We start from the raw sequence: 12,704 nt of genomic DNA on the forward strand, positions 1-12,704 counted from the left end.
TTTTATCTTCTCTGGAACACACACAGTCCGTGCGCAGGTCCCTGCCAGACCGCCGTAAGCACCGGATTATCCTCTCCGGCAAATGGGGGAATGGCGTGCCATTCCCCTTCAGGTAAAACGATATCTGTCACCTCAAGCGTGGCGTTTATTGCAATCAGGAAACGATCTGAAAGCAGGATTTGCATCTGCCTCGGGCCGTTATGCCACTCATCCGCACTTAAGGGTTGTGCGTACTTATTCAGCCAACGAACATTGCCATCGCCCTCTTCCCACCAGCAATCGCCTGTTAATGCAGGTATTTGCCGGCGCAGATGAATCAACGCGGCGGTAAATGTGGTTAGCCCACTGTTTGCCTGCTGCCAGTCCAGCCAGGTTAAGGCGTTATCCTGGCAGTAAGCGTTATTATTACCGTGCTGGCTATGACCATGCTCATCACCCGCCAGCAGCATCGGCGTCCCCTGGGAGAGCAACAGCGTGGTTAACAGCGCATGAATGCTGTCGCGCCGCCGCTCAATCAGGTCCAGCGAGCCGCCTAATCCTTCTTTACCATGATTGTCACTGTAGTTATTGCTAGTGCCGTCGCGATTTTCCTCACCATTCGCTTCATTGTGCTTATTTGTGAAGCAAACGCAGTCGCGTAGCGTAAAACCGTCATGCGCGGTCACCAGATTGACCGTGGCGCTGGGATTGCGGCCCGGGCGTTTAAACACGTCGCTGGATGCAGCAAAACGTCCGGCAAACTCGCCCAACGAGAGATTACGCTGGAGCCAAAAACGTCGCGTTGCATCGCGGAAATGGTCGTTCCACTCGGCAAACGGCGGGGGGAAATTCCCCACCTGATACCCGCCTTCACCAATATCCCACGGTTCCGCAATCAGCTTGGCGCGTGAGAGCAGCGGACAGTTTTGGATCGCGGTAAACAGCGGAGCATCCTGACGAAACTCAGGCGTACGCCCCATGACGGAAGCCAAATCAAAACGAAAACCATCCACATGGCAGGTTTCAACCCAGTAGCGCAGGCACTCGCATGCGTATTCCACAACGCCAGGATGGCTCAGATTGATGGTGTTCCCACAACCGGTCCAGTTGTAGTAATCGCCATCATCTCTGATCCAATAATAGCTACGGTTATCAATTCCGCGCAGCGAGAAGACAGGTCCTTCGAGATCCAGCTCGGCGCTGTGGTTTAAAACGATGTCGAGAATGACCTCAATACCCGCTTTATGCAGCGCTTTTACCGCGTCGCGAAACTCATCAAGCGCACTCTCCGGCGAGCTGGCATAGGCCGGATGCAGCGCATACATCGCCACCGGGTTGTAGCCCCAGTAGTTTGACAGGCCCAGTCGCTGAAGCCGCGGTTCGCTGGCGAAATGCGCCACCGGTAACAGCTCCAGCGCGGTAATGCCGAGGCGCTTGAAATAGTCGATCATCACCGGATGACCCAGCGCTTTGTAAGTCCCGCGAATCTCTTCCGGCAGGTCAGGATGCAAATACGTCAGCCCTTTGACATGCGCTTCGTAAATTACGGTATTGCCCCACGGCGTGCGCGGCGGGGCATCATCCTCCCAGTCATAATGGTCGGACACCACCACGCCCTTCAGCGCGATGGCGGCATTATCATGATGATCCGGTTCATTCAGACCACCGTGCAGCAGTGGGTTATCTTTTAACTCGCCATCCACCCGACGCGCGCAAGGGTCAAGCAGCAGTTTCGCCGGATTAAACCGATGGCCCTGCTGCGGTTGCCACGGACCATGTACGCGATAGCCATAGCGTAGACCGGGACGGGCGTTGGCCAGATAGCCGTGCCAGACATCGCCGCTACGCCCCGGCAGGTCGTAGCGGAGTTCGCAGCCTTGCTCATCGAATACGCATAATTCAACGCGTTCAGCGTGCGCCGAAAAGAGGGTGAAATTGACGCCATGGCCGTCATACGTTGCACCATGGGGGGTGGCGTTGCCGGTTGCCAGTTGCGTCATTATCCCTCCCGCACCAGCCAGATCGTTGCCAGCGGTGGCAACGTCAGGCTCAGTGAGTGCTGACGACCATGACTGGCGATTTCATCGCTGTGCACCGCGCCGCCGTTACCGGTATTGCTACCGTGATAATGCATCGAGTCGGTATTGAGGATCTCGCGCCATTTGCCCGGCTGATTGATACCGAAGCGATAGCCGTGGCGAGGTACTGGCGTAAAGTTGCTGATAACGATGATTTCATTACCGACTTTGTCACGACGAACGAAAGCCAGCACCGAACGTTCTTTGTCATCTACCACCAGCCACTCGAAGCCATAGGCGTCAAAATCAAGCTCGTGCAGCGCTTTGTGATGACGATAGGTAAGGTTCAGATCGCGCACCAAACGTTGTACGCCGTGGTGCCAGTTATCGCCGCCTTCCAGCAGATGCCAGTCGAGGCTGGCGTCATGGTTCCACTCACGCCCCTGAGCAAACTCGTTGCCCATAAACAGCAGTTTCTTGCCCGGGAAGGCCCACATCCAGCCGTAGTAGGCGCGCAGGTTGGCAAACTTCTGCCATGCGTCTCCCGGCATGCGATCGAGAATTGATTTTTTACCGTGTACCACTTCATCGTGCGACAGCGGCAGGACAAAGTTTTCGGTGTAGTTGTACAGCATGCCGAAAGTCAGCTTATCGTGATGGAACTGACGATGAACCGGATCCAACTTCATGTAGTCCAGCGTGTCGTGCATCCAGCCGAGGTTCCACTTATACCAGAACCCTAAACCGCCCATATCCTGCGGCCTTGAAACGCCGGCAAAGTCGGTGGACTCTTCCGCCATGCTCACGGCCCCCGGCACCTGCTCGCCAAGAATACGGTTGGTATTACGTAAAAACTCAATGGCTTCGAGGTTTTCACGACCGCCAAATTCGTTCGGGACCCACTCCCCTTCTTTACGGCTGTAGTCGCGATAAATCATCGACGCCACGGCATCTACGCGCAGCGCATCGATACCAAAACGTTCAATCCAGTACAGGGCATTGCCCACCAGATAGTTACTGACTTCACGGCGACCGTAGTTGTAGATCAGCGTGTTCCAGTCCTGGTGATACCCTTCGCGCGGGTCGCTGTGCTCATACAGATTGGTGCCATCAAACTCTGCCAGACCAAAGTCGTCCGACGGGAAATGGCCCGGCACCCAGTCGAGAATGACGTTCAGTCCGGCCTGATGCGCGGCATTCACAAAATAGCGGAAATCATCACGCGTCCCGAAACGACGGGTCGGCGCATACATACCGGTAGGTTGGTAGCCCCAGCTACCGTCGAACGGATGCTCATTAATCGGCAACAGTTCGAGATGGGTAAAGCCCATCCACTTGACGTAAGGCACCAGCTGATCCGCCAGTTCGCGGTAGCTCAGCCAGAAGTTGTTATCGGTATGACGACGCCATGAGCCCAGGTGCACTTCATAGATAGAGATCGGCGCATCAAACTGGTTGGCTTTTTTTCGCTCCTCGCTTTGCACCACTTTTTCCGGCAGACCGCAGATAAGCGACGCGGTTTCCGGGCGCATTTGCGCTTCGAAGGCGTAAGGGTCCGCTTTGATTCGCAGCTTACCGTTCGCATCGATCATCTCGTATTTATACAGTTGACCATGCTGCGCGCCGGGGATAAACAGCTCCCAGATACCGCTTTCTTTGCGCAGGCGCATCGGGTGGCGACGGCCATCCCAGTAGTTGAACTGCCCAACCACTGACACGCGTTGAGCGTTAGGCGCCCAGACGGAGAAGCGCGTACCAGTTACGCCATCCATGGTATCCGCATGCGCGCCCAGCGTTTCGTAAGGTCGCAGGTGCGTACCTTCAGATAACAGCCAGGCATCCATATCCTGGATCAGCGGGCCAAAACGATAAGGGTCATCAATCAGATTCTCCTGTCCATGCCAGACAACAGCTAACTGATAGCGAAAGAAATTTTTACGGCGGGGAAGTACAGCACAGAAAAAACCGCGAGAGTCGAGGCAGTCCAGCTTGCCGACTTTGCGCCCGGTTTTGGGTTCGATCACCCACACTTCGGTGGCGTCAGGTAATAGGGCGCGGACTTCAAGTCCAGCGTCAGTTTGGTGCATACCGAGTACGGAAAAAGGATCCGCAAAATGGCCTGCAATTAGCGCATTAATCACGTCTCTATCGATACGAACGGACATGGTTGTCATCCTGTTTTATGGTGTCACGCCTTCCAACTGATCTTCGACATCAGGTAGTGACACTTTTTTTGACCTGAACGGCGCAGCACAATTGTGCATCCTCTCTGCGTCGTCCCACCTTCAGGCAACAACTTAATACCTCCGGTACTAAGTCACCCTTAAAGAATAGCCAATGCTTTATCTTACTCCTGGTAAAAAATGAAACATCTGCGCTTACTCCTGTATTACGCAAAAAAATGGGTGACTCAGCACCCATTGTTAAAACACGAAATCACTCTGCCGGAGAGCCGTATTGACTGATCCGGCCAGGTGGTTCGCGTCGTTTGTAGGCCTGATAAACGTGGCGTCATCAGGCAGTCCCACATTACGCCAACTGACGCAGCATACGGCGCAATGGCTCTGCAGCCCCCCACAGCAACTGGTCGCCCACGGTAAAGGCTGACAGGAACTCCGGCCCCATATTCAGCTTACGCAGACGGCCTACTGGCGTGGTCAGCGTGCCGGTAACGGCCGCCGGGGTTAACTCACGCATGGTGATATCCCGATCGTTTGGCACGACTTTGGCCCACGGATTGTGCGCTGCCAGCAGTTCTTCCACGGTCGGAATAGACACATCTTTTTTCAGTTTAATGGTGAACGCCTGGCTGTGGCAGCGCAGCGCACCGACGCGCACGCACAGACCATCAACCGGGATCACGGAAGAGGTGTTAAGAATTTTGTTGGTTTCAGCCTGTCCCTTCCACTCTTCGCGGCTCTGACCGTTATCAAGCTGTTTGTCGATCCACGGAATCAGGCTACCGGCCAACGGTACGCCAAAGTTATCAACCGGCAGTTCACCGCTGCGGGACAGGGTCGTCACTTTACGTTCGATATCGAGAATAGCAGAGGAAGGGGTTGCCAGTTCATCGGCCACATGGCCATACAGATGACCCATCTGGGACAGCAGTTCGCGCATATGGCGCGCGCCGCCGCCGGAGGCCGCCTGATAGGTCGCCACAGAAACCCAGTCAACCAGGTCATTGGCAAACAGGCCACCGAGGGACATCAGCATCAGGCTAACGGTACAGTTACCGCCGACAAAGGTCTTAATACCTTTGTTCAGGCCGTCAGTGATGACATCCTGGTTAACCGGATCGAGAATGATGATGGCATCGTCTTTCATACGCAGCGAAGAGGCCGCGTCAATCCAGTAACCCTGCCAACCGCTTTCACGAAGCTTTGGATAGATTTCGTTGGTATAATCGCCGCCCTGACAGGTCACGATGATATCGAGCGCCTTCAGCGCATCCAGATCAAAAGCGTCCTGAAGCGTGCCGGTCGTGGTTCCACCGAATGTCGGTGCCGCCTGCCCGAGCTGGGAAGTAGAAAAGAAAACAGGGCGAATGGCGTCGAAGTCACGCTCCTCAACCATGCGTTGCATGAGAACAGAGCCGACCATACCGCGCCAGCCGATAAAACCAACATTTTTCATAGCGTTTTTTTCCTGCAGAGATGTGTGCTGTGTATGCTAACCAGTATCCTACTGGCCTATCCTTCACCATACAAAAAGCAGCCAAAGTCGCAAGTGAAATTAATCAATGATAGCGAAGCCATCAGTAATGCGACTTATCCCGCTGCGCAAGCAAGCAGAAAGTCCGCAGTAATTATCAGGGAATTTGAGTTATGAATGAAATCATTTCAGCGGCAGTTTTATTGATCCTTATTATGGATCCGCTCGGAAATCTGCCCATTTTCATGTCCGTATTGAAACATACCGAACCAAAACGCCGCCGCGCGATTATGATTCGCGAGCTGTTTATTGCGCTGTTGGTGATGCTGATATTCCTGTTTGCTGGCGAGAAAATACTGGCATTTCTTAACCTGCGCGCGGAAACCGTTTCGATCTCCGGGGGCATCATTTTGTTCCTGATCGCCATTAAGATGATTTTCCCCAGCGCCACCGGGAATAGCACCGGGCTTCCGGCAGGCGAAGAGCCGTTTATCGTGCCACTGGCGATCCCGCTGGTAGCGGGTCCAACAATCCTGGCTTCATTAATGCTGTTATCACATCAGTATCCGAACCAGATGGGGCATCTGGTGATTGCTCTGCTGATCGCCTGGGGTGGTACTTTTGTGATTTTGCTGCAGTCTTCGCTGTTTTTACGCCTGCTGGGCGAGAAAGGGGTGAACGCACTGGAGCGCCTGATGGGGCTGATTCTGGTGATGATGGCTACCCAGATGTTCCTCGACGGCGTAAGGATGTGGATGAAGGGGTAATCTCTCCTTTTTGGCTCAGATAGCATGTTACCCGGAGAACAGTTCCGTTCACGTCATGCTCATTACTTCTCTGAGATCTCGTCACCAGTGAACGTGTTAAGGGGGCTACGCAGCCCCCCTTAACAATCCAGGCTCTCCGGCAGGAAAATCGCCGCGCATCCTTGCGCTTCCCCGGCCTACGGTGTGGATGTGTGCTCGTTTCCAGGCCCGGTAAGCGCAAGCGCCACCGGGCAATGCCATCAGCTCAACAGCTGAAAGGCAATCATACCGACAATCGCACCGACCGTGCCGAGGATGGTTTCCATCATCGTCCAGGTCTTCAGCGTTTGCGCTTCGGTCGCACCGGTAAACTTACCGAATAACCAGAAACCGGCGTCGTTAACGTGGCTGACCACGATAGAGCCGCCCGCGATACAGATAGACAGTGCCGCCATCTGGGCACCGGAGTAGTTCAGTTGCTCAATCACCGGCATCACCAGACCGACCGCCGTTAAGCAGGCCACAGTCGCGGAACCCTGAATGATACGCACCGCCGCCGCCAGCACGAAGCAGGTGATGGCAATCGGCAGACCCATACCGGTTAACGCTTCGCCCAGCGCCGGACCGACGCCAGAATCAACCAGAACCTGTTTGAACACACCGCCCGCACCAATCACCAGCAGAATAATCCCCGCCGGCTGCAGCGCATGACCACAGATCTCCATCACGCGGTCTTTTGGCATGCCCTGGCGCACCGCCAGACCGTAAATCGCCACCAGACAGGCAACCAGAATCGCGGTAAACGGGTGACCGATAAACTCGAACCATTCATAGGTTGTAGAACCGACCGGAACAAAGCGTGCGGCGATAGTTTTCAGCCCCACCAGCACCAGCGGCAGCAGGATAAGCGATAAGCTGAAGCCAAAGGATGGCATTTTGCCTTCGCCCAGATGCGGCTCGGAAATATCTTCCGGTACGTGCAGCTCGACGTAACGGCTGATGAAATTCCCCCACAGCGGCCCGGCGATAATCATGCCCGGAATCGCGGCACACAGGCCAATCAGGATCATCCAGCCAAAGTCGGCGTGCATCTGAGAGGCCAGCAGCATCGGCGCAGGCCCAGGCAGCAGAAATGCCGCAGCAGCCGCTACGCCCGCAAACAGCGGGATCACAAGCTTAACCAGGTTTGTCCCCGTATGGCGCGCCATTGAGAATGCCACGCTAATCAGCAGCACAATCGCCACCTCAAAGAATAGCGGCAGCGCGCAAATCAGACCGGCCAGGCCAATCGCATAATGTGCGCGGCTGTGACCGAAGGATTTCAGCATTTTGACGGCAATCTGATCGACAGCTCCGGTCTCATGCAAAATCTTGCCGAACATCGCCCCCAGCGCCACAACAATCGCCAGGAAACCGAGCGTGCCTCCCATCCCTTTTTCCATGGTCGCCGCGATTTTATCGAGCGGCATACCGGAAAAGAGACCTGCACCAATGGATACCACCATCAAAGCAACGAAGGCGTGCATACGCGCCTTCATCACTAAAAACAGCAGTAATAAAACGGACCCTACTGCTGTTAAAACAAGCGTTAATATACTCACTACTTACTGCCCTGGTTAATAACCTCAATGGTGCTGGCGACCACACCGTCCAGTGGTTGATCGATATCGACCACCAGTACATCGTTTTCATTCGCACCCGGTTCTTCCAGCGCTTCAAACTGGGTCACCAGCATCTGCGTTTTGAAGAAGTGGCCTTTACGCGCTTTCAGGCGGCTTTCGATAACGTCAAAATCCCCTTTCAGATAGATGAATGAGAGGTTCGGGTTACCGTCGCGTAGCTGGTCGCGGTAGACTTTTTTCAGGGCGGAACAGACGATCAGCGAAACCTTGTTGGTACGCTGCATCGCAAAGGCGGCGTCATTCAACGCCTGTAACCACGGTTTGCGGTCGTCATCGTTGAGTGGCTCACCGGAAGCCATTTTCATGATGTTGCTGCGCGGATGGAGAAAATCGCCATCAAGAAACGCGGCCTGCAGTTGATGCGCCACTTCGCTGGCGACAGCAGATTTACCGCTGCCCGATACGCCCATCAGAACGTAAACGTGGTGATCATGATTAGTCGTGCTCAAAGCGTTGCCCCCACTGGTACAAGAATCAGGAAATTGTTACGGGTAACTGTTATCGGTAACATTGTCCAGCCGGATAAATAGAGAAGCAATATCCATTCGTGCTCGAAGTGTATAAGTGTGAGCTACTTCAAACTTGTTGGCTTAAATAGATCCGCCCGGTGACAAGGTGAAACCTAAATCTAACATTTTAGGTGTGACGGCTTCACCGCGGATGCGCGCCAGCAGACGTTCTGCGCCAATGCTGCCCATGCGTTCACGCGGCGTGAGCACGCTCGCCAGACGCGGCTCCATCACCTGCCCGATGTCGTGACCGTGGAATCCGGCAATCGCCATGTCATCAGGGATTTTCAGCCCTAAACGCTGGCATTCGAAGGCCGCCCCTACCGCCAGGTCATCGTTGGTACAAAAGACACCATCAAGCTGCGGGTATTCACGCCGCGCCTGACGGATAAGTTCAATACCGGAGGAGTAGGAAGAGGACTGCTCCACCATCACGCTGTACGGCACCAGGTCGGCATCGCGCATTGCCTGCTCGTAGCCTCTCTGTTTGATGATAGTACGTTCATCAAGGCGTGCGCCAAGATAGGCAACATGACGGTGCCCGCGGGCGATGATAGCGGCTGTCATCTGACGCGCGGCTTCGAAGTTGTCGAAGCCCACGGCAATATCAAGGCATGGGGACTGGCTGTCCATCAGCTCAACCACCGGGATACCGGCAACCTCAATCATTTTCAGCGTACGGGGCGTATGGCTACGTTCGGTGAGGATCAGGCCATCAATATTCCACGACAGCATCGATTCCAGACGCTCTTGTTCCATCTCAGGCTTATAGCCGTAGTGCGCCAGCATGGTTTGATAACCATGAGCGTCAGTGACAGCCTCAATGCCGCGTAGCACTTCAGCAAAAACCTGGTTGGTGAGAGACGGTAACAGCACGCCGATAGCGCGGCTGGTGGCGTTAGAAAGGATATCAGGAGCGCGATTGGGAATATAACCCAGCTCATCAAGTGCAGCGGCAATTTTGCCCCGCAGCGCCACGGAGACCTGCTCCGGGTTACGCAAAAAGCGGCTGACCGTCATTTTGGTCACGCCCACGCGGTCGGCTACATCCTGAAGTACGGGTCTTTTCTTTTTCATCGTCCTGAAGCGTTAAAAAGGGATAGATTCCCCCAGTTTACCACGGACGTGCGTGAACCTTCGCAGAGAAAAAAAGGAGTTTTTTATTGTGAGAAATACACAAAATCATTCGAGTTGCATCAAGGCGGCGACGCAGTAAATCCCCGGTCGCGTACATTAAGTACGCGACCGGGGTGAGCGAGGAAAGCCACACAGATGCAGCTTGAAGGATGCCGTGTATTTTTATACTGGCGGCAGATCAAACAACAACACTTCGCTGTCGCTGTCGGCATGAATAGAAATGGCCTGCTCATCCCAGATTGCCAGACCATCGCTGGTGGTCGCTTTGGTCCCGTTAATTGTCACGTTACCTTTTACTACCTGGATCCAGACGCGGCGTTCAGCGGCAATCTGATGCACCGACTGCTCATCTTTGATCAGTGCCCAACGGTACAGTTCCATATCCTGGTACACTTTCAGCGAGCCATCACGGGCATCCGGCGACAGCACCAGTTGTTTACCCTGAGCGGCATCAAAACGGCGCTGCTCATAGCGTGGGGTAATACCGTTTTCCTGCGGCATGATCCAAATCTGATACAGATGCAGCTTCTCAGTATTGCTCGGGTTGTACTCCGAGTGACGGATCCCCGTCCCGGCGCTCATTATCTGGAACTCACCGGCCGGAACCTGCTCTTTGTTCCCCATGCTGTCCTGATGTTCCACCGCGCCTTCCAGCACGTAAGTCAGGATTTCCATGTCTTTATGGGGGTGAGTGCCAAAGCCCTGACCTGCGTCGATCACGTCATCGTTAATCACGCGCAGTGCCGAGAACCCCATAAAGTTTGGGTCATAGTAGTTGGCAAAAGAGAAGGTATGCCAGGAATCGAGCCAGCCATGATTAGCGTGGCCACGGTCATTAGCTTTGCGTAAGTAGATCATTGTGTTCACCCCCAGATGTTTTCGATGGAGTAAGTGTGGACTCAATCCGCCGGGGATCATAGAGGGTGAAAATTGACTCCTCTGTTCAAAAAAAATGAACAAGCCCAGAGGAGTCTGCGCAAGCTATTTGGCGAGAGTTATCGTCGCCGGAGAAGCCTGTTCAAAGGCGCGTTCGAGGAGTTCCAGGTTGGTAAGAACTTCAGATTCCTTGACGTAATTAGGCGTACCGGCTGTCAGCGTCTGGTAAAGCGCATCATAGACGCGACCATAGTCCCCCACTTCCGGCTGCACCTCTTCTTTTACCGTCAGGCCGTCATCATTGACGTACTCCAGCATCCCAATGGAATCGTCAGCAGCGAAACCTGGCTCACCTGGCATGATATTGGCCTTCAGGCTGGTTTCCTGCTGGTCGATGCCGTACTTCACAAACGAGCCTTTGGTACCGTGAACGATAAACTTCGGATAGTCGATTTTCACCAAGTGACTGGTTTTAACAATGGCTTTCAGGGAGCCGTAGAACAGCTGTGCTTCAAAGGTATCGTCCGGGTTCGCTTTGTTGCGCAGGCTGCGGATGTCATAGGCCACGCAATCGGGACGACCGAACAGCGAGATAATCTGATCCATGGTGTGTACGCCCAGACCATAGAATGCGCCGTCCTGCGGCAGTCCCGGCTTGGTTTCCGCCTCGGGGCGGTAGTAATCGAAATGGCTTTCAACCTCAACAATTTCACCGAGCTTGCCGCTCTCAATCGCTTTTTTAGCGGTGAGGAAGCAGGAATCAAAACGACGGTTCTGATATGGCGTAACGGTCAGCCCTTTGCTTTGCGCCAGTTCGAACAGTGCTTTTGCTTGCGCAAGCGTCGGCGTGAAGGGTTTCTCAACCAACACGTTTTTACCCGCTTCCAGCGCGCGTTTGGCGTATTCAAAATGGCTGTCAGCATGGGTACAGACGATCACCAGCTTCACCTGCGGATCGTTTAAGATCTCGTCAAGGTCACTGGTGAAGTGAATATGTGAATATTGTGGCGCCTGCTCTTCCGGCTTGGCGTGGCGGCGAAAAATGTGCGCGACATGCCAGCTATTTTTGCGGTTGAGGACGTACGGCAAATGGTAGCGAGTGGTGCTTTTACCAAAACCAATAAATGCGCAGTGTAAGGTCATGAGACGATCCTTTCGAAGGTGATTGTCTACACCATAGCGCAAAGCGGCTGGAGACTGAATGTTGGATTCTTTGCCGGATGGCGCTTGAACTGCACCACAGGGCGACAGGATCGGCCGTCGGCGTCGCAGGCAGTTTGTTCACGGCAAGCGCGCAGGGCCCGGAGCGTACTAAATGTACGTGAGGAGCACGAGCACTTCCCGGGGACGAAATGGCAAGTAAGCCAGGCAGACACAAAACCTCAAAAAAAAAGCCAGCAAAAGCTGGCTAAAGTAATACTGGAAGCAATGTGAGCAATGTCGTGCTTTCAGGTTCTCCGTAGGGGTTCCCCTGAACGCAGAGCAATAATAATCATTCTCATTCGCACTTGTCTACTTCTTTTTGCAAAAAAATGCAGTTGACGGAATTTTCTTTCTCAGCGAGTGTAAATACACAATTAACCCTGCTGGAGATAAGGAATGAGTGAGATAGTGATACGCCACGCTGAACCGAAAGATTACGACGCAATTCGTCAGATCCACGCCCAGCCGGAGGTGTACCACAACACGCTACAGGTTCCTCATCCTTCCCTCGAGATGTGGCAAGCGAGGCTAACCGAGCAAGCCGGGGTCAAACAACTGGTTGCCTGCATTGACGATATCGTCGTGGGGCATCTCTGTATTGAGGTCGCGCAACGCCCGCGCCGCAGCCACGTGGCTGATTTTGGTATCTGCGTGGATGCACGGTGGCACAATCGCGGCGTTGCCAGCGCGTTGATTCGCACGATGATCGACATGTGCGACAACTGGCTGCGCGTCGAGCGTATTGAGCTAACGGTATTTGTTGATAATGAGCCGGCCGTGGCGGTGTATAAGAAATACGGCTTTGAAATCGAAGGCACAGGTAAGAAATACGGCCTGCGCAACGGTGAATACGTTGATGCCTACTTTATGGCGCGCGTGAAATAAAATTAAGGGCGAGTC

10 protein-coding genes are annotated in these 12,704 nt (G+C 54.1%); 2 read left to right on the forward strand and 8 right to left on the reverse strand.

The annotated features are described in order from the left end of the window. Positions 1 to 2: 2 nt before the first annotated feature. The 3 genes from glgX to asd form a co-directional block, all read right to left on the reverse strand. Positions 3 to 1,979: a glycogen debranching protein GlgX gene (glgX, locus tag ABIE10_RS18120; protein ID WP_019078135.1), complete on the reverse strand. Its 1,977-nt coding sequence runs from the start codon at positions 1,977 to 1,979 to the stop codon at positions 3 to 5. Next, the gene (gene glgB, locus ABIE10_RS18125; RefSeq protein ID WP_016154817.1) at positions 1,979 to 4,162 is read right to left on the reverse strand and encodes a 1,4-alpha-glucan branching enzyme; all 2,184 of its coding nucleotides are present in this window, start codon (positions 4,160 to 4,162) and stop codon (positions 1,979 to 1,981) included. Before glgB ends, glgX begins: the two co-directional genes overlap by 1 nt. 364 nt (positions 4,163 to 4,526) lie before the next feature. Then, entirely contained in the window at positions 4,527 to 5,633 is a 1,107-nt protein-coding gene (gene asd, locus ABIE10_RS18130; protein ID WP_016154818.1) for an aspartate-semialdehyde dehydrogenase, read from the reverse strand. Between the two features lie 191 nt (positions 5,634 to 5,824). On the opposite strand from asd, the gene yhgN reads away from it, so the two are divergent. After that, positions 5,825 to 6,418, forward strand: coding sequence for an NAAT family transporter YhgN (yhgN, locus tag ABIE10_RS18135; RefSeq protein WP_003023480.1), 594 nt, complete (start codon positions 5,825 to 5,827; stop codon positions 6,416 to 6,418). Positions 6,419 to 6,657: 239 nt separating this feature from the next. On the opposite strand, the gene gntU is transcribed toward yhgN, so the two are convergent. From gntU to ABIE10_RS18160, 5 genes are all read right to left on the reverse strand, one after another. Continuing rightward, the gene (gntU, locus tag ABIE10_RS18140) at positions 6,658 to 7,998 is read right to left on the reverse strand and encodes a gluconate transporter (protein ID WP_429156497.1); all 1,341 of its coding nucleotides are present in this window, start codon (positions 7,996 to 7,998) and stop codon (positions 6,658 to 6,660) included. Beyond that, entirely contained in the window at positions 7,998 to 8,528 is a 531-nt protein-coding gene (gene gntK, locus ABIE10_RS18145; protein ID WP_003023475.1) for a gluconokinase, read from the reverse strand. The genes gntU and gntK overlap by 1 nt, the downstream gene beginning before the upstream one ends. A 141-nt stretch (positions 8,529 to 8,669) precedes the next feature. After that, entirely contained in the window at positions 8,670 to 9,665 is a 996-nt protein-coding gene (gene gntR / locus ABIE10_RS18150; protein ID WP_016157654.1) for a gluconate operon transcriptional repressor GntR, read from the reverse strand. Between the two features lie 222 nt (positions 9,666 to 9,887). Next, a complete protein-coding gene (gene yhhW, locus ABIE10_RS18155; RefSeq protein ID WP_016154822.1) occupies positions 9,888 to 10,583 on the reverse strand; it encodes a quercetin 2,3-dioxygenase in 696 nt (231 codons plus the stop codon). Positions 10,584 to 10,706: 123 nt separating this feature from the next. Then, positions 10,707 to 11,744 carry an oxidoreductase gene (locus ABIE10_RS18160; RefSeq protein WP_046274517.1) on the reverse strand — a complete coding sequence of 346 codons (1,038 nt, stop codon included), beginning with the start codon at positions 11,742 to 11,744 and terminating at the stop codon, positions 10,707 to 10,709. Positions 11,745 to 12,200: 456 nt separating this feature from the next. Between ABIE10_RS18160 and yhhY the strand changes: the two genes are divergently transcribed. Continuing rightward, the gene (gene yhhY, locus ABIE10_RS18165) at positions 12,201 to 12,689 is read left to right on the forward strand and encodes an N-acetyltransferase (protein WP_019078130.1); all 489 of its coding nucleotides are present in this window, start codon (positions 12,201 to 12,203) and stop codon (positions 12,687 to 12,689) included. The last annotated feature ends 15 nt before the right edge of the window (positions 12,690 to 12,704 follow it).

It is taken from the genome of Citrobacter sp. 506, from assembly GCF_050434985.1.
Lineage (GTDB): Bacteria > Pseudomonadota > Gammaproteobacteria > Enterobacterales > Enterobacteriaceae > Citrobacter > Citrobacter braakii.

Excerpts from the sequence above, each read along its gene's own strand:
- asd (WP_016154818.1), bottom strand. The coding sequence starts at position 5,633 with ATGAAAAATGTTGGTTTTATCGGCTGGCGCGGTATGGTCGGCTCTGTT.
- yhhW (WP_016154822.1), bottom strand. The coding sequence starts at position 10,583 with ATGATCTACTTACGCAAAGCTAATGACCGTGGCCACGCTAATCATGGC.
- yhgN (WP_003023480.1), top strand. The coding sequence starts at position 5,825 with ATGAATGAAATCATTTCAGCGGCAGTTTTATTGATCCTTATTATGGAT.
- yhhY (WP_019078130.1), top strand. The coding sequence starts at position 12,201 with ATGAGTGAGATAGTGATACGCCACGCTGAACCGAAAGATTACGACGCA.
- gntR (WP_016157654.1), bottom strand. The coding sequence starts at position 9,665 with ATGAAAAAGAAAAGACCCGTACTTCAGGATGTAGCCGACCGCGTGGGC.
- ABIE10_RS18160 (WP_046274517.1), bottom strand. The coding sequence starts at position 11,744 with ATGACCTTACACTGCGCATTTATTGGTTTTGGTAAAAGCACCACTCGC.
- glgX (WP_019078135.1), bottom strand. The coding sequence starts at position 1,979 with ATGACGCAACTGGCAACCGGCAACGCCACCCCCCATGGTGCAACGTAT.
- glgB (WP_016154817.1), bottom strand. The coding sequence starts at position 4,162 with ATGTCCGTTCGTATCGATAGAGACGTGATTAATGCGCTAATTGCAGGC.